At 71.3% G+C, this 20,251-nt stretch carries 17 protein-coding genes; 9 read left to right on the forward strand and 8 right to left on the reverse strand.

Annotated features, from left to right (window positions below):
* Positions 1 to 23: 23 nt before the first annotated feature.
* Positions 24 to 1,016, forward strand: a complete 993-nt coding sequence (locus OHB21_RS14525; RefSeq protein WP_147265789.1) for a hypothetical protein — start codon at positions 24 to 26, stop codon at positions 1,014 to 1,016.
* 14 nt (positions 1,017 to 1,030) lie between these two features.
* On the opposite strand, the gene OHB21_RS14530 is transcribed toward OHB21_RS14525, so the two are convergent.
* Positions 1,031 to 2,341, reverse strand: coding sequence for a glycosyltransferase (locus OHB21_RS14530; protein ID WP_195142431.1), 1,311 nt, complete (start codon positions 2,339 to 2,341; stop codon positions 1,031 to 1,033).
* 343 nt (positions 2,342 to 2,684) lie between these two features.
* Positions 2,685 to 3,404 carry a hypothetical protein gene (locus OHB21_RS14535; RefSeq protein WP_067513864.1) on the reverse strand — a complete coding sequence of 240 codons (720 nt, stop codon included), beginning with the start codon at positions 3,402 to 3,404 and terminating at the stop codon, positions 2,685 to 2,687.
* Between the two features lie 413 nt (positions 3,405 to 3,817).
* Here OHB21_RS14535 and OHB21_RS14540 point away from each other — a divergent pair, with 413 nt between their 5' ends.
* A complete protein-coding gene (locus OHB21_RS14540; protein ID WP_195124714.1) occupies positions 3,818 to 5,911 on the forward strand; it encodes an acyltransferase family protein in 2,094 nt (697 codons plus the stop codon).
* Between the two features lie 31 nt (positions 5,912 to 5,942).
* On the opposite strand, the gene OHB21_RS14545 is transcribed toward OHB21_RS14540, so the two are convergent.
* From OHB21_RS14545 to OHB21_RS14565, 5 genes are all read right to left on the reverse strand, one after another.
* Positions 5,943 to 6,353: an RNHCP domain-containing protein gene (locus tag OHB21_RS14545; RefSeq protein WP_067513862.1), complete on the reverse strand. Its 411-nt coding sequence runs from the start codon at positions 6,351 to 6,353 to the stop codon at positions 5,943 to 5,945.
* A 10-nt stretch (positions 6,354 to 6,363) separates the two neighbouring features.
* Entirely contained in the window at positions 6,364 to 6,744 is a 381-nt protein-coding gene (locus tag OHB21_RS14550; protein WP_067513861.1) for an RNHCP domain-containing protein, read from the reverse strand.
* Positions 6,745 to 7,056: 312 nt separating this feature from the next.
* Positions 7,057 to 8,484 (reverse strand): serine hydrolase domain-containing protein, encoded by a 1,428-nt coding sequence (locus OHB21_RS14555; protein ID WP_067513860.1) that lies wholly within the window; start codon positions 8,482 to 8,484, stop codon positions 7,057 to 7,059.
* Positions 8,481 to 9,473, reverse strand: a complete 993-nt coding sequence (locus tag OHB21_RS14560) for a poly(ethylene terephthalate) hydrolase family protein (RefSeq protein WP_067513859.1) — start codon at positions 9,471 to 9,473, stop codon at positions 8,481 to 8,483. The genes OHB21_RS14555 and OHB21_RS14560 overlap by 4 nt, the downstream gene beginning before the upstream one ends.
* A gap of 151 nt (positions 9,474 to 9,624) precedes the next feature.
* Positions 9,625 to 10,584 (reverse strand): extracellular catalytic domain type 1 short-chain-length polyhydroxyalkanoate depolymerase, encoded by a 960-nt coding sequence (locus tag OHB21_RS14565; protein WP_147265788.1) that lies wholly within the window; start codon positions 10,582 to 10,584, stop codon positions 9,625 to 9,627.
* Between the two features lie 292 nt (positions 10,585 to 10,876).
* On the opposite strand from OHB21_RS14565, the gene OHB21_RS14570 reads away from it, so the two are divergent.
* The 7 genes from OHB21_RS14570 to OHB21_RS14600 all read left to right on the forward strand — a co-directional run bounded on the left by OHB21_RS14570 (position 10,877) and on the right by OHB21_RS14600 (position 19,347).
* The gene (locus OHB21_RS14570) at positions 10,877 to 11,893 is read left to right on the forward strand and encodes a GAF domain-containing protein (protein WP_195142432.1); all 1,017 of its coding nucleotides are present in this window, start codon (positions 10,877 to 10,879) and stop codon (positions 11,891 to 11,893) included.
* Positions 11,894 to 12,222: 329 nt separating this feature from the next.
* Entirely contained in the window at positions 12,223 to 12,666 is a 444-nt protein-coding gene (locus tag OHB21_RS14575) for a GyrI-like domain-containing protein (RefSeq protein WP_067513482.1), read from the forward strand.
* Positions 12,663 to 13,097 carry an effector binding domain-containing protein gene (locus OHB21_RS14580; protein WP_067513484.1) on the forward strand — a complete coding sequence of 145 codons (435 nt, stop codon included), beginning with the start codon at positions 12,663 to 12,665 and terminating at the stop codon, positions 13,095 to 13,097. Before OHB21_RS14575 ends, OHB21_RS14580 begins: the two co-directional genes overlap by 4 nt.
* Positions 13,098 to 13,350: 253 nt before the next feature.
* A complete protein-coding gene (locus OHB21_RS14585) occupies positions 13,351 to 14,118 on the forward strand; it encodes a hypothetical protein (RefSeq protein ID WP_195124718.1) in 768 nt (255 codons plus the stop codon).
* On the forward strand, positions 14,115 to 16,259 hold the full coding sequence (locus OHB21_RS14590) for an Rv1355c family protein (protein ID WP_195124719.1): 2,145 nt from the start codon (positions 14,115 to 14,117) through the stop codon (positions 16,257 to 16,259). Before OHB21_RS14585 ends, OHB21_RS14590 begins: the two co-directional genes overlap by 4 nt.
* A gap of 16 nt (positions 16,260 to 16,275) precedes the next feature.
* Positions 16,276 to 18,144, forward strand: coding sequence for a putative bifunctional diguanylate cyclase/phosphodiesterase (locus OHB21_RS14595; protein WP_267898904.1), 1,869 nt, complete (start codon positions 16,276 to 16,278; stop codon positions 18,142 to 18,144).
* Positions 18,145 to 18,219: 75 nt separating this feature from the next.
* Complete coding sequence (locus tag OHB21_RS14600; protein ID WP_195142433.1) at positions 18,220 to 19,347, forward strand: glycosyltransferase; 1,128 nt, start codon at positions 18,220 to 18,222, stop codon at positions 19,345 to 19,347.
* Between the two features lie 26 nt (positions 19,348 to 19,373).
* On the opposite strand, the gene rsmI is transcribed toward OHB21_RS14600, so the two are convergent.
* Positions 19,374 to 20,228, reverse strand: a complete 855-nt coding sequence (rsmI, locus tag OHB21_RS14605) for a 16S rRNA (cytidine(1402)-2'-O)-methyltransferase (protein WP_067513541.1) — start codon at positions 20,226 to 20,228, stop codon at positions 19,374 to 19,376.
* Positions 20,229 to 20,251: the final 23 nt, after the last annotated feature.

The raw sequence follows: 20,251 nt of genomic DNA on the forward strand, positions 1-20,251 counted from the left end.
CTCCGGGACGCGAAGGGGGTCGAATGTTTCGTCGGTTGGTGCTCGCGGGCTTGGTGCTCGTCGCCGCGGGGTGCGGCGGTTCGGCGGAGAGTCGCGAGGAGCCCGATTTCTGGTCGGTGAAACCCGAATCCGGGGAGCGCGAGGGGGAGGTGGTCCAGCGGGCTCGGGCGATCGATCCGTGCGCACTGGTGCCGGGCGAGGAACTGGCGAAATACGGGACCGTGGTGAAGGTCCGGTACGCCGATGTCGACCGCTGCGAGGCGCGGCTGGATTCGTTGGATGCGCCGGGCATCCTGATCGGCACGACTGTCGCGACAGGGAAGGCGGCCCGTGCGCGCGCCGGTTCCACCGAGGGCACGGCGTTGACCGCGGGCGAGGTGTCGGGGCGGTTGCGCTCGGTCGTGGGGCGGCCGGGCCCGGATGCCACCGATCACGAGCGCATGCCGGGGTGCTCGGCGCGCTGGGAACTCCCCGCGGGCGTCGAACTGGGGACCTACGTGCACGCGCCGTCGACGGAGCGGGCGTGCGCGATCGCGGAGTCGACCGCGCGCGTAGCGCTCGAGCGGTGGGCGGCCGAGCCCACGGCCTCCGAGGTACCCACCCGCACCGCTCTCGTCGGCGCCGATCCGTGCGCCGCGCTCGAACGGCTCGACGCCGTCCCGACGCCCGGTGAACAGCAGAGTTCGGTCTGCGCGTTCACCTTCGAGGGTGAGCAGGCGATGATCCACTACGAGTACGTCTCCCGGTCGTTGCTAGGCACCGAGCCCGAGCCGGGCAGTGATGTGGCCGCGAGCGAGGTGACGGTCGCAGGTCGCACTGTCACGCGGCGCGACCAGGCGACGCTGCTGTCCTACCACCTGCCGATCGCGGACGTGCCGGATCCGGATATCGATCCCGAAAACCCGTCCATACCAACGGCTTCGGTGTACCTGGTCAAGAAGGATGGGAACCCGAACACCGACAAGGACGCGGTGCTGACCCGCATCACCACGGAGGTGGCGGCGCTCTTCCCGTGAGCGGGATCGTCGCCTCACGCGGTGCGCGCCACCGGCTTTCGGGTCGCGGCCAGCTTCTCCAGCAGGTCCGCGCTCTCGTTCGCGGCGTCGTGCTCGGCCATCTCGTCCCTGATCTTCCCCGCGGCGGCGCGGAATCCGGGTTCGGTGAGCACGCGGCGCACGGCGTCGCGGACGCGTCCGGGCGCGGGGTGGGTCTTGCCGAGGCGCAAGCCCGCGCCGGACCACTGGATGCGGGCGGCGTTCTCGGCCTTCTCTTCCGTGGTCCCGGCCTGCACGATCGGAACCCCGTGCGCCAGTGCGAGAGTGACGCCCGTGTAGCCGCCGTTGGTCACGAAGACGTTCGCGCGGGCGAGCAGGATGCCGTACGGAATCCACTCGGCCACCACGCAGTTGGCGGGCAGGTGGCCGCCGTAGGCGCGCTCCACCTCGGTGCGGGAAGGCCCGCCCGTGGTGACGACCACGCGGACCGGTTCGCCGTCGAGTCCGCGCAGGGCGGGCACGATCAGCTCGTCGAGGTCGTTGCGCAGGCTGCCCTGGGTGACGTGCACCAGCGGAAGCTCCTCGCGCGCCAGCTCGGACCACCACTCCGGCGGCTCCCACGCGGGCGGGTCGGGGCGCAGCGCGCCGATCCAGTGGACGTGCGCGGGCAGGTCCCGGCGCGGGTACTCGAACGACGGGGTGCACGCCTGCAGGTGCAGCATCGGCGACATCAACGCCGCCAGAGCGGGTTTCGGGTCGGGTGGCAGGCCGAGATCGGCCCGCACCCGCCGGTAGGTGCGCTCGGCGTCGGCGAAGATCAGCCGTGCGGCCGCCGCGCGGATGACGCGGTTGCGCAGGGGCCCGAGAGGGCCGCGCATGGGCAGCAACCCGGGCCCGAACGGGGGTGTATCGGGATCGTCGTAGGGGAGCGGCCCGTCGGCGAACGTCGCCCACGGGATGTTCTCCAGTTCCGACGCCATGCCCACGCCGTAGCTCAACCCCTCGGTGAGCATGGCGTCCACAGGGTGGTCGGCGAGGATCCGGCGCAGGTCGGCGACGCGTTGCGGCGCGTGGCCGACGAAGATCTCCGCGAAACCCTTGCCGATCATCTTCGGCCCCGACATGCCGCGGAACTCCGGGAAGAACTGGAACATATCGACCCCGCTGAAGTCGGGCGCCTCGACGTAGGGCAGCGGTTTCGCCCCGGTACGCGCCAGCCGGTCGTGGAAGGCGTTGCCCGCGTACCAGAGCACCGTGTGCCCGCGCTCGACCAGCCGCGCGGCGATCGGCATCGGGTTGGTGGTGTGCGCCTCGATCGCGACGGACGCGAACAGAAAGGTAGCCATCGAACTTCTCCGGGTGTGTCGTTGGAGAAACACACGCACCGGACGCGCGGCTGGTTCATTCGACCGGCGAAAGACGCGGAGAGGCCGAGAAGATCGGCGCGTGGCCGTCGGTCGCCGTGGTCTCCGGCGTAGTCTCCGCCACCGCCTGGGCACTGTCGGACCGGCGCGGCTGAGGTCTGAGCGGCAGTCCGCCTCCGTTCGAGCGCCGCCGGTAGACAGTTCGCTGTGCGCGGGAATATCGGCTGATGCGGCTGTGGAGGACCGGACGCCGAGAGGGTTCGCGGACCCGGTGTGCCGGGCCCGCGATCACCTTGTACTGCGTTGTGCGCTAAAGGAATAGAGGTTAGGGAGTGGCTTCCGGAAGGGGTGGAGCGAGCGCTCCTTCCACCGCGCCGACGGCGGCGCCGACCGCCGCACCCGCCGCCGCGAACGGGACCGCGATCATCGCCGCGCCGAGCGCCGCGCCGATGACGGGGACCACGACCAGACCCGCGGGGGCGAACGGCAGTCCCGCGACGAGCCCCGCCACGGTGCCGATCAACGCTCCGGTGGCCGCGATCGGCGTGGACAGCGCCGCGCCGACGACCGCGCCCTGGGCGGAGGTGCCGAGGACTTCGGCGGCGATCTGATCCGAGCGCGAGGGTTCCACTCCGGCGGCGGTGAGCGCGCTGGCGAGGCCGTTCTCCGCGCCGAGGCTGGCGTCGTTGAACTGGGTGGCCTGTTCCGGGGTGACGAAATCGGGCCGGGGGACTTCCACATTGCCGACCCGGATCACGGTGTCGGGGATGGGAACCTGCGGGGTGTGCGCGACGGGCGCGGGATCCGGGGCCGGTGCGGGTTCGGCGACGGGCGCCGGAGCGGGCAACGGTATGCCGAAGAAACTCGTCCCGAGCACGGGCGCGGGTTCGGTGACGGCCGCCACCGGAGCCTGTGGGTCGGCCGGTGGGGCTTCGGCCAGCGCGGGCGCCGCGGTGATCACCGCCGTGGCGAGCGCCCCCGCGACGAGCGTCGCGGTCCGCAGGGAGAAGGAGGGGAAAGGGAGACGTGACTCGTATGTGCCCATGGGCATCCTCTTTTCGAGCTGAGATTCCTACGAATCTGATTCGGAGCGGCGTGGCGGCCGGATGAAGGTGATCCAGGAATAAAAGACCATATGGTCTTTTTTGGTCTCTTGTGGAGCGCTCTCGCCCAGGTGAGACACCGATTCCGGGACACCCGACCGACCCGGGCCGCGGGTGCGGAGATGTTGCCGATTGGCGATCGGCCGGGGACTTGTCGGAGAATCAGGAGTGTCCAGTCACCGACAACTGGGTAATCAGGTCGTTGCTCCGCCGTTCGCGGCGGGCGCACGGGTCTGCGTTCGGACCCGGGTACACGCACGCGATAAAGAGGGTTCTTCATGGTCACTACACCGTCTGTCCGGCATACGGGCACCTGGTCGCGCGGCGTGTTTGCCCGAACCTGTCGAATCGGTCGATGACGGCACGGCGGGGGACCGAGGAGCGGGCTGGCGCCGCCGCGGCGCCGCGCACTCTCCGGCGCGAGACGGGCACCACCTACCGGCACGATCTGGACGGCCTGCGCGGCGTCGCGATCGCGCTCGTCGTCGTCTTCCATATCTGGCTGGGCCGGGTGTCGGGCGGCGTCGACGTGTTCCTGGTGCTCTCCGGCTTCTTCTTCACCGGCTCGCTGCTGCGGCGGGCCGAATCGACCGGCGGCGTCCCGCTGGTGAGCACCGCGCGCAGACTGGCGCACAGGCTGCTGCCCGCGCTGGTGGTCGTGCTCGCCGCGGTCGCGGTGGGCACAGTGCTGATCCTGCCGTACACGCAGTGGACCGAGTTGGCCTCGCAGACACTGGCCTCGCTGTTCTATTACCAGAACTGGTACCTGGCGTTCTCCTGGACGGACTACCTCGCCGCCGATCCGTCGGTGAGCCCGCTGCAGCACCTGTGGTCGATGTCGGTGCAGGGCCAGTTCTACCTGGGCGCGCTGGCCGGGATCGCGCTGCTGGTGGCCCTGCTGCGCAAGTTCGCGCGCGAATCGGCGTTGCGGCCCGCGACGGCCGCGGTGCTGGTCGTGCTGGGCCTGCTGTCGTTCGCCTACGCCGCGCGCGGCACCGACCTGCACCAGGGCTGGAACTACTACGACAGCTTCGCGCGCGGCTGGGAACTGATGGCGGGCGCGCTGCTCGCCGTGGTCGCGCCGCGCATCGACCTGCCCCGCGCGCTGCGCGTGGTGCTGGCGGTGCTGGGCGCCACGTTAGTGCTCACCTGCGGCTGGCTGGTCGACGGCGCCAACACCTTCCCCGGCCCGTACGCGCTGATCCCGGTCGGCGCGACGATCGCGCTCATCCTGTCCGGCGCGGGCCTGGCGACGGGCGCGCAGCCGCTGCCCAACCGGCTGCTCGCCGCGGCGCCGATGGTCCGGCTGGGTGAGCTGGCCTACGCGCTGTACCTGTGGCACTGGCCGATCCTGATCTTCGTGCTCGCCGAGCGCGGCACGCCGACCGCCGGCGTGGAGGCCGGGCTGTTCGTGCTGGCCGTCTCGTTCGTCCTGGCCTACCTGACCCTGCGCTTCATCGAGGAACCGCTGCGCAGCGGGGCCGTGGACGCCTCGGCGGACTACCGCAGGCGCACGGGGCGCACGGTGGCTGCCGTCGGCGCGGTGGTCGCGGTGGTGGCGATCGGGTCCGACGCGGTGACCACCATGTTGCCACCGCAGCCCGTAGCCTACCTGGACCCCGAGCGCTATCCCGGCGCCGAGGCGCTGGCCGCGGGCGCGGCGGTGCCGCACGCGAAGATGCGCCCGACGGTGTTCGAGGCGCCCGCCGACTCGGCCTACCCGACGCGCGACGGCTGTATCTCCGATTGGGACACCCGCGAGGTGATCACCTGCGTCTACGGCGACGCGGAGGCCGAGCGCACGCTCGCGGTGGTCGGCAACTCACACGCCGAGCACTGGGTGCCCGCGCTCGACGAACTGGGGCGCGAACAGGGTTTCCGGGTGAGCGTGTACCTGAAGATGGGCTGCCCGCTGACGGTGGCGGCCGAGCCCATGTACAAGGGCGAGCAGATCCCGGACTGCCGGGACTGGTCGGCCGAGGTGATCGACCGGCTCGGCGTGGACCGCCCCGACTGGGTGTTCACCACCGGCACCCGCCCGCGCGACCAGATCGGCGACGAGACGCCCGAGGACTACGTGGCGGTGTGGTCGCGGCTGACCGACCACGGCCTCAACGTGATCGCCATGCGCGACACCCCGTGGCTGCGCCGCGACGGCGTGCGCTACCGCGCCATCGACTGCCTCGCGCAGAACGGTGACGCGCTGAGCTGCGGTATCCGCACCGCGGACGCGCTCGACGAGGTGAATCCCGCGCTGGCGCCCGCCGCGACTTTCCCCAACGTGTTCCCCGTGGACATGACGCGGGCGATGTGCGGGCCCGAGGTGTGCGCGGTGGTGGAGGGCAACATCCTCGTCTACCACGACGAGCACCACCTCACCGCGAGCTATTCGCGCTCCCTCGCACCGGAATTGGGCCGCCAGCTCGGGCCCATCCTGGGTTGGTGGTGAGGCGGGGCCGGGAGGATCCGGCCCCGCCCCCTCACAACGCGAGTAACGCCTGTCGCGCCGGTCTTGGATCGGCCAGCGGACGCATCGCCAGGCGCAGCAGCGCCAGGGCGTTGTCGTCGCCCGCGATGCGGTTCGCCTTGAGCGTGCCGCACGCCACGCACCGGTGCACGAGCAACCATTCGCCGTCGTCGCGGGCCGACAGGCTCACCGCGTCCATCCGGCCCCGGCAGGTCGCGGCCCGGTCGCCCGGGATGCGGCCGTCCACGTGCTTGCTGGCCAGACAGTGCGGGCAGTGGTTGCGGTGCGCCGTGCCCGGCGCCCACAGCGGCACGTCCCGGCGGCAGCCGACGCAGCGGAACGCCTCGCCGGCCTCGCCGCCGCGACCGTGCAGCACGGTCTTGCGGCGTTGCGCGCGAACGCTTCTCGACTTTCGCCGTGGCATCGCGCACCCCCTACAGATCGCCGAAGACTTCGAGCGGGAAGGGTGGTTCGGCGAGGGGCCGCACCGCCAGGCGCATGAGCACGAGCTGGTTGTCGTCGCCGGACACGGGGTGCATGGCGAGTTCGTGACAGCGGGTGCAGCGATGGACCAGAGCCCAGGAACCGTTGCGCAGCACCGCGATCGAGAGCGGGGCCATCCTGGCGCCGCAGTCGGAGGCGCCACCCGCGACGTGGTCGAGGGTGTGTCGTGAGTGCAGGCAGCTGGGGCAGTGGTTGCGTCTGTCGTCGCCGGGCGTGAGCGCGGAAACGAGCAGACCGCACCGCACGCATTCGAAGGTGGCGGTGCGTAGTGACGGACTGGGGCCGTCGTGCTGAGAAATGTTGGGGGACACCCGGATTCTCCTTACTCCGTGGCTTGTCGTACAGCAGCGGAGCAGGCCGAGCGCGCCTCGAGTGGCGTCAGCGTTCTCGTAACTCGCCGGGGACGCCCAGAGGTCGACCAGTGGTCGACAGGCAGCCCGGTGAGCGACTCAGCCCGGTGCTATCGACCGGCGAGAAACGCGGAGAGGCGGACCAGTGGCGCTCTCGGCGCGGGCCGGGTCATAGATCATCCTCCTTGGTGCGACTGGGTCGCGGTGTCGATGGTGCGCGGAACAGTAGCAGCGCGCCGCGCGGAGTAGCCACCGAATTTCGGGGGCGAACCTCTACCTCGGCGTGTTCCCCAGGGCGGCGTTGGCCGCCGCGATCTGGTGGGAGGTATCCAGGATCAGCCGGAACACGTCCTGCGGCAGCAGTCGCCCGTCGCACCACAGCACGTTGCATTGCGCGGACGCGTACGGTCCCGCGCCGAGCAGGATCTGGGCGACGGTCATCGGATCGGCCAGTTGCGCCAGTTCCTCGGGGGTGCGGCTCTGCGTGCCGCCGGTGTCGGCGTAGGCGTAGGGGTCCCGGTACGGTGTGGCGGGCACGTCGGTGACGGCGGCCGAGAGGCGGCGGAACAGTTCGGGGTTGTCCGGGTTCGCGGTGCCGGTGAGCACGCTGGAGATATCGCCCCGGCCCAGGCTCGCGGGGACGCCGAGGCGCACGATCACCAGGTCGCGGCTGGGCACCATCACCAGGAACTGGCCGAGGGCGCCGGAGAACGCGTACATGTCGCGCGGGGAGCCGACGAAGACGGGATGGTCGTAGCTCTTGGGCATCGGCACGTTCACCCCGCGGTAGGTGTCGCTCGCGTTGAGCCACCACAGGAATCCGTAGCCGCCGTTGGCCTCCGACGGCGAGGCGGCTCGGCGGATGTAGCCGGGATCGATCAGCTGCTGCCCGCCCCACGTGCCTTCCTGCAGCAGCAGTCGCCCGATGCGCGCGAGATCGTCAGGGCGCATGGCCAATCCGCCGTTCACGGCGGTGTTGCCGCTGCGGTCGCGCAGCCACACCCAGTTCTCGCGCGCGATGCCCAGCGGGCCCATCACTTCGCGCTGCACGAAGTCCTGGAAGTCCGCGCCGGAGGTGATCTCGATGATCTCGGGTAGCAACGCGAGCACGTTCTGCGCGTACTGGAAGGTGGTGCCGGGCTCGAATTCGACCGGAGCACTGAGGTTTTGCAGCACCGAGTCGGTGGTGAGCCCGGCGACGTCGGCGGGCCAGCTGAAGTGGATGCCGGTGGTCTGGTTCAGCACCTGCCGCACGGTGATCCCCGCGTGCGCGGCGTCGGCGGTGGGGAAGAACTTCGAGAGCGGATCGTCCACTCCGAACAGCCCCAACGTGATAGCGCGTCCCACGGCCACCGAGGCGACGCCCTTGGAACCGCTGGCCAGCGGCATCGGCACGTTCCCGGTGGGCGTGTGATCGCCGACCAGGCAGCCGTGCCGGTAGACCTGTACCGCGTGCGCCCCGGTGCGCTTGCCGAACTCGATCGCGTCGGCGACGGCGGCCGCGTCCATCCCGACCGCGCCGGGGTCGCGGAACTCGGCGCGCTGACCGATCCCCGGTTCGGCGCAGTCGGCGGGCGCTGCCGGAGCGGCGGGGGCGAGGAGGGCGGCCGTCAGGAGCGTGGACGCGGTGAGCAACGTCGCCCGTGCGGTGCGGCGCAGGTACATGGTGGGGAGTCCTTCTGCGTGCGTGGTGCGGATCATCCGGCGAGAGCGTCGGCGCGTGGATTGCGTTCCACGCTGAAGTATGTGGGATCGGTGCGCAGGAGCCAGTCCGGGCCAGTGAACCAGCGCGCCGCGGCCTCGTCGCCGAACGCGAGATAGCGCAACCAGGCGACGGCCGTGCCCGCCGAACGGAAGTGCTCGACCTCGTCGACCGGTGAGAAATGGCCGACGCCACGGGCGTTCGCGATCCACGCGGGCGCGTTCGCGGTGAGGTTGTACTGCCACCACCGCACCCACCCGAAGTCGGGGGCCACGGCATCGTTGTAGCCGGTGAGGAACAGCGTGGGCGCGGTCAGCGCGGTGCCGATCCCGACCGGACCCGGCGCGACCGCGAGGATCCCCGCCACCCGGAACCCGGGATCGATCGCCGCCGCGGCGGCGGTGGCGAGGGGTGCGATCTGCATGGACGCGCCACCGCCCGCGGAGTGACCGCCGAAGAAGGTGCGGCTCAGGTCGATTCGGCCGTGCAGGGGCGAATGCGGATCGCGGTCGGCCCGTATCGCCGCGCCGAGTCCGAGCGCGGGCACGTAGGCCAGCGAGTTGAAGAAGTCGTAGGGCACCACGACCACGAAGCCGTGCCCGGCCAACCGCCGCGCGAACGACTCGTACATGCCCGGCTCGGCGGTGATGCCCGGCGTGTACACGAGCAAAGGCGCGCTCGGCAGGTCCGCGATGTCGGCCGGGTAGTAGGTGTGCACGCCGACAGGCGATTCCAGTCCGTAAGGGAACGCCCGGGAGCAGGCGAGATCGCCGGTGTTGCCGAACAGGTGCACGGTGATGTGCGCGACCATCCCCGCGATCGACTCCCGGCAGGGCGCGGTGCGCACCTCGGTGGCGACCGGATGCGCGCCGGGATGGTTGAACTCCTCCTGCGCCGTGGGCGCTTCGGCACTCGCGCGTCCGCCGAGCAGGGCTATGGCGAGCAGCAGGGTGAGCGCCGCGCCGCTCAGCCGGATAGTCGTCCTCATCGTCGAGGCCCCTCCGTGGCTGGTCCGGATCTGTGGAACCGTCCGGTCTCAGATCGCGACTGTAGCGCAGGAGTGGTCCAGGACACAATGATTTGCCGGGGTGCTGTCGGCTGCACGGAAAGGGGCACTCCGGCGTTGTGCCGGAATCCGGTCAGCCGCAGGCGGTGTGCCCGGGCGCGAGCCGGTGCGAGAGCAGGAAATCCATCATCTCCCGCTGCATCGGCAGGCCCCATTCGGATTGCATCATCAGGCCGCCCGCGATGTGGTCGGGGCCGACGGGGGTGAGGAAGCGGGCGATCTCGCAGTCGCCCACGCGGTAGTGCTCGACGGTCGTCGGCACCGGATCGGTGCGGGTGGTGACGGCGCTCGGCGTATTCGCGACAGGCAGTCCGGCGCGGCGGCCTGCGGCCAGCCACTGCGCGAGGTTGGCGCGCCCGAGCGGGTACACGCTGGTCTGGTCGGCGAGATCCTGGAGGAACAGCGCGGGCATCGGGCGGGCCCGCTCGCCCATCGCGTCGACGATGGACGCGCCGGTGAGGTCGGCCAGCATCGGGCGCGTGCTCGGCGCGTACGGCCCGCCCGCCATGGGGGCGATCGCGGCGTAGAGGTCCGGGTAGCCCGCGCCGAGCACGGTGCTCATCCCGCCGCCCGCGGAGTAGCCGCCGACGTAGACGCGCGAGCGGTCCAGCCCGAACTCCTCGGCCAGCGCGGTGGTGAGGCCCGCGATCAGCGCCGCCTCGCCGTCGCCGCGCCGCTGGTGCGCGGTGTCGTACCAGTTCCAGCACCAGCGCTCGTTGGCGGCGCGATCCTGGAGCGGGTAGGCGAGCACGAAACCGAGTTCGTCGGCCAGCCGGGTGAGCGCGAAACCGGTGCCCGCCAGCTGCCTTTCGGGCTCGGTGCACCCGTGCAGGTAGATCATCAGCGGCTTGCCCGCGGTGGGACCGGCCGGGACGTGCAGGTAGTAGTCGCGCGCGCCCGTCGCGCCGGAATAGGTGCGGCGCTCGACTTCGGCGGCGCCGGCGTGCGGCGCACCGAGCAGTGCGAGCGCGCCGACCAGCAGCGTCAGCACGACGACGGACAAGGGGCGGCGGGCGTGGGCGAACCTGGTCACGATGGCTCCTCGCCGGCGCGTCCGGACGTGGCGCGCGCTCGCCGCCGGCCGCGGGCGCGCGAGAGCCCTCCGCGCCGAACGCGTTTCGGCCCCCGGGTGCAGGATATCCCGGCGCGGCGGGCGGGAGTCCGGCCTCGCGCGCCGCGGCGGCGGCGCCGGCCGATCGCGCGCATTTGCCCGTTGCGCCGATTACAGTCGGTGTCCTGATACCCGCGGTCCGATCCGCGGGCGGACGGTCGCCAGGGGTAGGGGTGTTCCGGCGCTCGGCCGATATACGTGAAGGGGAGGGCGTATGTGGTTTCTGGTGGACAGCGCGGAGCCGGACAAGGGCATCCGGCACGTGGCCAAGGACGGTTCGGCGCGGGTGCGGTCGCTGCATCGCGCGATCCGGCCCGCCGCGCTGGCCGCGGTGGCGGGCTCGGTGGTCGCGCAGGCGATCGCCGACCGGGCGCCGAGCAGTCGCGAGGTCCTGGTGCGCGGCGAGCCGCAACGGGTGCTGGCGCTGCCGGTCCCGGGCCCCGACGGTGAACCGCTCGCCGTGCGGCTGTGGGCCGGCGCGGCGGGGGCGGAGCCGCCCGAGCCACCCGCGGTCGACGCGTTCGTGTGGGACAGTCACCAGTGGACGTTGCGCAGCGACGGCACCGGCGGCCCGGTGCTGCCCGCGGGACATCCACTGCTGCACGGCGCGTGGTTCCTCTCGCGGATCATCGAATGCGAGGACCGCGACCGGTTGATGGCCGCGGCCCTCGACCCCCGGCCCGGCCCGCGCTGGCGCGGCGCCATGCAGGTGCGCACCGCCGACGGCGGCACCGCCGGTGTGTACGGGTTCTTCCGGGGTGACGACCGTGGCCTGTTGCGGGGCTTGCTGATCCAGGTGGCCGCCGACCGTGAGCCGGGCCCGCTGCCGCCGACCTATCGCGACGACGCGGCGGTCGCGCTGCTCGGTGGCACGGCCGCGCTGATCGACACGCGCACCATGCAGATCGTCGAATGGCTGACGCCGCCGCTGGAGGGCATCGCGTGGCGGCACCACCCGGCCTCGCGCGGGCTGGACCCGTCGGGCGAGGGCCGCGAATTCAACCTGGCCACCACGCATCTGGTACACCCAGACGACCTCGCCCCGTATCTGGCCGGCCTGCGCGAACTGGTGGACGGCCGCTTGGACCGGGCGCGGGTGGCCGTGCGGCTGCTGACATTGCGCCGGGAGTGGCGGGCGGTGGAATTGCACTGCGTGCGGATGCCGGGCTCCGCGCCGCGTTTCCTGGCCTGCCTGATCCGCCCGCTGGACCAGGATGCGCTGCCCGGGTAAGGAAACCGGCGCCGCGCGCGGCAGGGGACCGGCGCGGGTCGCGACACGCCGGGAGCGATGGTCGCTGAAAGGTTGCCGTGACTTCGCTGAGAGGTGTCGAGTGGCAGTGGGTCCCGGCGCGCGCGGCCGGTGGACGGCGTGTGCCGCGACCTCGCGCGCCGCTGTCTCGGGAGGCGTTGTTCAGGACATCCGTCCAGTTCAGCGCGGGCGCGCGGCGTGGCTCCCGGCCGGGCCGGTGATCATCGACGCCGGGATCGTGTTGATAGCATGGCGTTTCTAGCCGACCGGATGCGGGCGGACCTCCGGATGCACCTCGAAAGAGTCTTTCCATGCAGTTTGAAATCGTCGAGCGGGACGAGACGTGGGTTGCCGGGCTCCCGGTGCGCAGCCCGAAACGTGCCCTCGGGGAACTGCGTGACCACGATCTCGAGGCGGCCTGGGCGGCGGTGCTGCATCAGGAACTCGGCGGCCCGCTCGCCAGCGCCTACACCGACTACACCGGGGAACTCGGCACCTACAACACCCAGATCGTCGGCTACCAGTGCGCGTCGTTCGGCGAGGTGACCCGCGGCCACCTGGTGGCCAAACTGCCCGCGGGCCCGTACGCGCGGTTCTCCTCGGTGGGCAATTTCCCGCAGGTGATGACCGACCTGTGGACCCAGATCGCCTACGCCGAAGAGCACAACCGCATAAAACGCACCTACACCGGGGATTTCGAGTGTTACCCGCACGCCTACAAGATCGATCTCTATCTGGCGGTAGATCCACGATGACCTACGCGATCGCGGTCCGCGCCGAAGCGCTGTACGGCGGGCTGGTGGTACCGAGGGTGCGGCCGAGCTTCAAGGTCAGCAACAGCGATCTGATCGAGTTCCTCAAGGACCGGCTGCGCGATCGCGGCGCCGCCGAGGCGCCGATGCACACGGTGTACGTGCCCGATCCCGCCGGAAACTACAACGCCATGGTGTGTTTCGAGTACGCCGACCCGGCGGCGGTTCCGGTGGGCGATCTGCTCGTGCGGGTGCCCAAGGGCGTCTACGCTCGGTTCGAACCGAACGGGGACTACCACGACCCCGTCGAGGACGTATGGGCACAAGTCGACGACGCCACGGCGTCGGCGGAGATCACCCGCGCCTACCGGGAGGAGATCGAGGTCTGGCGCGGTGCGGAATCGGTGGAGTTGTTCATCTCCATCCTGGTGTGATAGCCATGTGTTAGCTATTCGTGAACCGACTGGTCTCCATATTCCGGGGTTCGAGCAACTCATACCCCGTGACCTGCGGTGATTTCGGGGCTTCCGATTAGTTTCCGGGAGATTAACCAGACGCCTGGTCAATTTCTTTCAGATGACGGATACTGCCCTAGGCAAACCCTCCCGGAGCGCGAGTCGCCGGGAGCGTGGGTCAGACCGGCTCGAAAACCGCGCGCGGGCGCGGTGGCAACGGAGTAGGAACACCATGACTGTCGAAACAGTCGCGATCGGCGCCGGCGATGCGCGCGATGCCGAGGTGTTGCGGTTTCGCGACATGCATTCCGGATTCGTCGTCCAGGTGGCCACCCCGGACGCCCACCCCGACCTGTGGCGGCGCTACCTGTCCGGTGCGCTGGACGTTTACCGGCAGTACGGGGTCGAGCGCGCACTGGACTTCGACCGGGTCGCCGACGGCCGCTCGACCTCGCTGTTCTTCGCGGCAGTGGACGGTGACGGCCAGGTCGTCGCCGGATTGCGCGCCCAGGGGCCCTACCGGAATCCGGACGAGGTGCACGGCCTCGGCGCGTGGACGGGCAGGCCCGGCGCGGGTGCGCTGCGCGAGGCGCTGGCCGAGCGGATGGACGAGGGTGTCGTGGAGGCCAAGGCCGTCTGGGTGACCCGCGCCGGTCTCTCCTGCCGGTCCCAGCTCGGCGCCGCCGTGGCCCGCTGCGTGGTGCACGCGGCCTGGTTGCTCGGCGCCCGCTACGGTTTCGTCACCGCGGCCGCTCACAGCGCCCGGCTCTACGAGTCCAGCGGCGGGCGTATCGCCAAGGGCATTCCGCCGGTGCCGTATCCGGACGACCGGTATCGAACGGTCCCGCTATGGTGGGATACTCGGGCATATCGGACACACGCCACCAAGTTGCAGGGTTCGCTTCTCGCCCTGGAACGCGCGACGCTCGGCACCCGGCCGTGGCCGTCGCACCGCACGCCGACGCGCGAGCCGCGGATCGGAGGACTGGCTCAGGCATGAACGGTGACCCCGGTCCCGGCGCGGAACATCGACCGCTGATCCTCGACGAGAACGTGCCCGACCAGGCGCAGGTGCTGGTCGACCTGCGCAAATCGCCGACGATCCGGATCCTCGACCTGCGCGACGCGCTGCGCGCCGAACTCGCGGGCGTCCACAATCCGCCCGGTGACGTCGGCGGCCCGGAACAGGACCGGTGGGTGTACTACCCGTGGCGGCGCACCCTGGTCGGCCTGCTCGGCGAACGCGCCTACCGCGCGGTCCGGCTGGATCGCAACCGCAACAAGCTCACCCGCGCCGAACAGCGCCGCCTGTCCGGGCTGGCCGTCGGCATCGTCGGGCAGAGCGTGGGCCACGCCATCGCGCACACGCTGGCCATGGAGGGCGACTGCGGCGCGCTGCGGCTGGCCGACTTCGACGAGATCGAGCTGTCCAATCTGAACCGGGTGCCCGGCAACCTGTTCGACCTGGGCGTGAACAAGGCCGTCGTGACCGCGCGCCGGATCGCCGAACTCGACCCCTACCTGCCGGTCGAGGTGTTCACCGGCGGCGTGGACGACCGCAACCTCGACGCGTTCCTGCACGGGCTGTCGATCGTGGTGGAGGAATGCGATTCCCTCGACGTGAAATTCGCGGTCCGCGAGGGCGCGCGCCGCCACCGGCTGCCGCTGCTGATGGACACCAGCGACCGCGGCCTGTTCGACGTGGAGCGCTACGACCTGGAACCGGACCGCCCGCCGTTCCACGGGTTGCTCGGCGCGACCACCGCCGCCGAGCTGCGTGGCCTGTCCACCCACGACAAGGCGCCACACGTGATGCGCATTCTCGATCCGAAGGAACTGTCGGCGCGGATGGCGGCCAGCATGGCCGAGATCGACGAGACCGTCACCACCTGGCCGCAGCTGGGCAGCGATGTGCAACTGGGCGCGGCCATCGTGGCGGCCGCCGTGCGCCGGATCGGCCTGGGCCACAAGCTGTCCTCGGGCCGTACCAGGATCGACCTGGAACGCGGGCTCGACGGGTTGGCCGAACCCGCGCCGGTCGAGGAACTGGACTGGGACGACGACGGCGCCGCCACCGTGCAGCCCGCCGGCCCCGCCCGGATCAACGTGCTCGAATGCGCCCAGCGCGCGCCCTCGGGCGGCAACACCCAGCCGTGGACGATCCGCGACCTGGGTGACGCCGTGCACCTCGAACTCGCACCGCATCGCTCCTCGGCGATGGACATCGGCTACCGCGCCAGCGCCGTCGCGATCGGCGCCGCGCTGCACAACGCACGCGCGGCGGCCGCGGCGCACGGCATCCTGGGCCCGCACCACCTGGTGGAGGACGAGCGCACCGGGCTCACGGCGGTGCTCGAGTTCGGCGTGGGCTCCGACCCGCTGCTGGCCCGCGACTACCCGGCCGCGCTGGCTCGCGAGACCAACCGCAGGATGGGCAACGGCGCACCGCTCGACGACGCGGTGCTGGCCGGTCTGGAGACCGCCGCGGCCGCCGAAGGCGGTGTCGTGCGCGCCGTCTCCAGCCCCGAGCGCCTGGCCGAGGTGGCCGAACTGCTGGGCGAATCCGACCGCGTGCGCCATCTCACCCCGCGCCTACACGAGGAGATGTTCGGCGAACTGCGCTGGCCGGGCGAGGACCTGCGCACCGGAATCGACGTGCGCGCGATGGAACTGGCCGCCGACGAACAGGCCAAGCTGCGCATCGCCGGCCGCGACGATGTGATGTCGCGGCTGCGCGACTGGTCGGTCGGCCGGGCGCTCGGCGAATACACCCGCGACCGGGTGCGATCGAGTTCGGCGGTGATCGCCGTGACGTTGCCGTGCCCCGACCGCGCGCCCGGTCTTGCCGATTACGCGCGGGCGGGGGCGGCCCTGGAACGGGTGTGGCTGGAGGCCGGACGGCGGGGTCTGGCCGTGCAACCGGTCTCGCCGGTGTTCCTCTATGCCCGCCACCCCGATGAGCTGATCGCGATTTCCCCGGGTTTCGCGGATACACTAACGTCACTTCAGGGCCGTTTCCTGGACCTGCTGGGAGTGCCCGGACATGAGATCATGGCATTGGTGCTTCGCCTGAGCTACGCGGCAGCAGCCACGGTCCGCAGCAGGCGGCTTCCGGTGCCGGGTGCGGGCAACCGCGGCTAGCACGATCGGAGACAAGGTGCCTCGGCGAACGCTCGACTCACTGGTGACGCAGGTCGCCGCCGAGTTGATGGGCGTCGACGCCACCACGATGGTGGCGGCGAGCGAGCGCGTGCTGTCGTGGCTGGTCGAGCATTTCGACGTCGATTTCAGCTATCTGCGCCACACCGACCGCGAACAGCGCGCGACCCTGCTCGTCGCGGAATGGCCGCACCGCAGCGATATCCCCGACCCCGATCCGCTGCGCGTCGTGCACTTCGAGAACGCCGATTCGGTGTTCCGCGAACTCGAGCACACCACCGAACCGGTGATCGTGCGGCCGGGCCGCAGCTACGCCGACTACCAGGAGACGATCCAGCGCTCCTCCGGCATCCCGCAGGTCGCGATGGCCTGCGTGCCGCTGGTCTCGCGCGGCGAATCCACCGGCGTGCTCGGTTTCGTCAAACAGGGCGACCGGGACTGGAGCACCAGGGAGCTCAATGTGCTCCAGGCGATCGCCGCGCTGTTCGCCCAGGTGCAGGCCCGGGTGGTGGCCGAGGAGCGGTTGCGCTACATCGCCCTGCACGACGACCTGACCGGCCTGGCCAACCGCCGCGCGCTGCTCGAGCACATGGAGGAGCGATTACGCGCGGGCAGCCCCGGCCCGGTCGCGGCCTTCTTCCTGGATCTGGATCGGCTCAAGGCGCTCAACGATTTCCTGGGTCACACCGCGGGTGACAACTTCATCCGCACCCTCTCCTCGCGACTGCGCGAGAACCTCGACTCGCACGACATGATCGCCCGGCTGGGCGGCGACGAATTCGTCATCGTGCCCGCCAAACCCATGGACGCGGTCGCCGCGGAACTCGAGGCCACCCGGATCCAGCAGCTCATCGGCCGCCGCGTCGAGGTCGGCGGGGAGTCGGTGAGCCGAGGGGCCAGCGTGGGTGTCGCCGTCGGCATCCCCGGTGAGACCACCGTCGCCGATGTGCTGCGCCGCGCGGATCACGCGCTGCTGTCGGCGAAGTCGGGCGGCGGCAACGGCGTCGCGGTGTTCACCGACGCCATGCGCGCGCAGTTCGAACTACAGGACGATGTGGAGCTGAACCTGCGCGGCGCGGTGTCGGACGGGTCGCTGCTGTTGCATTACCAGCCCGAGGTGGACCTGCGCACCGGGCGGATCGTCGCGCTGGAGGCGCTGGTGCGGTGGATGCATCCCACCAGGGGCCTGCTGCCGCCCGGCGCGTTCGTCACGGTGGCCGAGGCCACCAACCTGGCGGGTGAGCTGGGGCGCTGGGTGATCCGTTCGGCCTGCGCGCAGTTCGCCGAGTGGCGCAGGCGCGGACTGGCTTCCAACGTGGTGATGCGCATCAATGTCTCGCCGGTGCAGTTGGTGAGCCTGGATTTCGTGGAGCGCATCGAGGACATCCTGCGGCTGTTCGGCATCGACGGCAGTTCGGTGTGCCTGGAGATCACCGAGCACGTGGTGGTGCAGGATCTGGCGCGCACCCAGGTGACCTTGCGCGGGCTCAAGCGGATGGGCGTGCAGATCGCCATCGACGACTTCGGCACCGGCTACAGCTCGCTGTCGCACCTGAAGGCGCTGCCGGTGGACGCGGTGAAGATCGACCGCGGTTTCGTGCAGCGGCTCGGCGCGAGCACCGACGATCTGGCCATCGTGAAGTCCATCATCGGCCTGGCCGGGTCGTTCGGGCTGGGCGTGGTCGGCGAGGGCGTGGAGACCGCCGTGGCCGCCCGGACCTTGGTGGGTCTCGGCTGCTACCGGGCCCAGGGGTTCCTGATCGCGCGGCCCATGCCGTCGGACCAGGTGGAAGCGCATCTGGCGCTGGGGCGGATCCCGCTGGATCTGGACCTGCCTCGGGTGACGCGCGGGGTCGCCAAGCACTAGGAGGGGCGGTAGCTTTTCGCCCACTGTTCACCACGTGTTGCACGGGAGGGTCCGTCGCGCTGCGACGATCGGCGGGTGCGCATCGTGCAGCTGGCGAACTTCTACGGTCCGCGGTCGGGTGGGCTGCGCACCGCACTGCATCACCTCGGCGCCGGGTACGTGGCGGCGGGACACGAGGTGGTGCTGATCGTGCCGGGGCCGCGGCGGGCCGAGGAGGTGCTGCCGGGCGGGGCGGTGCGGATCACGTTGCCCGCGTTGGCGATTCCGTGGACCGGCGGCTACCGCGCCGCCGATCCGCGCCGCGTGGCCGATGTGCTGGCCGGGCTGCGGCCGGACGTGCTGGAGGTGTCGGACCGGCTCACGCTGCGCGGTTTCGGGCGCTGGGCGCGCCGCCGTGACGTGGCGAGCGTGATGATCTCGCACGAGCGGCTGGACCGGTTGCTCGGGCAGGTGCTGCCCGGCCCGCTGGCCCGCCGCGGCGCCGACCTCGCGAACCGGCGCACCGCCGACGAATACGACATCGTGGTCTGCACCACCGAATTCGCGCGCGCGGAGTTCGATCGCATCGGCGCGCCGAACGTGGAGTTGGTGCCGCTGGGGGTGGACCTCGATCTGTTCAGCCCGCGCCGGCGCGACCTGCGGTTGCGCGAGGAGCTGGCGGTGCCGGGGCAGCCGCTGCTGGTGCACTGCGGCAGGCTCTCGGTGGAGAAGCGCGTGGACCGCAGCATCGAGGCGGTCGCCGCGCTGCGCAAGGCGGGGGCGGGCGTGCGGCTGGTGATCGCGGGCGACGGGCCGCGCCGCGACGCGCTGGAACGTCGCGCCCGCACCTTGCCCCCGCTGCCGGGCGGCCAGCCGGCCGTGCACTTCACCGGATTCATCAGCGATCGCTCGATGGTCGCGAAACTGCTTGCCACCGCCGATGTCTCGCTGGCTCCCGGCCCGCACGAGACCTTCGGCTTGGCCGCGCTGGAAGCCCTCGCCGCGGGCACGCCCGTCGTCGCCAGCCGCTCGTCCGCTTTGGCCGACATCGTCACCGCCGACTGCGGTGCCGTCGCCGCCGACCACCCCGGCGCCTTCGCCCGCGCCGTCACCGACGTCCTCGCCCTGCCCGCCCCGGCCCGCCGCCACGCCGCCCGCTCCCGCGCCGAACAGTTCACCTGGCCCCGCGCGGTCGCGGGCATGCTCGCGGTGCTGGGGCGTTGACGGGCGAACCGGAGCCGTGGGATCGCCTAGTCGTCGTCCGCACGCGACGCCAGGACGGCGTCGTAGAGCTCGCGGCGGGACACGTTGTGGGTGGCCGCGACGCGCGCGCAGGCGTCCTTGAGGCGCAACCCTTCGGCGGCGGTGAGGGATTCGACGGCTTCGACCAGGTCGGCGGGGTCGGCGGCGACGGGGACGGCGCCCTCCAGCACCACCGTGATCTCGCCGCGCGCGCCCTCGACGGCCCACGCGGCGAGCTCGGCGAGGGTGCCGCGCACGACTTCCTCGTAGGTCTTGGTGAGTTCCCGGCAGACGGCGGCGCGGCGGTCGGGTCCCAGCACGTCGACGGCGTCGGCGAGGCAGTCGGCCAACCGGTGCGGCGCCTCGAAGAACACGCACGCGCGCGGCTCGGTGCGCAGCGTGCCCAGCCACTGTTTGCGCGCGCCGGACTTGCGCGGCGGGAACCCGTCGAAACAGAAGCGCTCCACCGGGATTCCGGACAGCGCCAGCGCGGTGGTGACGGCCGACGGTCCGGGCAGGCAGGTCACCGGCAGGCCGCGTTCGACGCAGGCGGCCACCATCCGGTAGCCCGGATCGCTCACCGACGGCATGCCCGCGTCGGTCACCAGCAGCACGGTGCGGCCGGACTCGATGTCCTCGAGCAGGGCGGGGATGCGCGCGTTCTCCACGTGGTCGTAGAAGCTCACCACGCGCCCGCCGATCTCCACGCCCAGCGCCTTGGCCAGCGAGCGAGTGCGCCGGGTGTCCTCGGCCGCGACCACGTCGGCGGTGGTGAGCCCGTCGCGCAACCGCTGCGAGGCGTCGCCGATATCGCCCAGCGGCGTCGCCGCGAGCACCAACCGTCCCGCGTTCCCGTCCGCCACCACGCCTCCGCTTCGCACCTCTG

Origin of the sequence: Nocardia puris, from assembly GCF_036051655.1 — a bacterium.
In the GTDB taxonomy this organism is placed as follows: domain Bacteria; phylum Actinomycetota; class Actinomycetes; order Mycobacteriales; family Mycobacteriaceae; genus Nocardia; species Nocardia puris.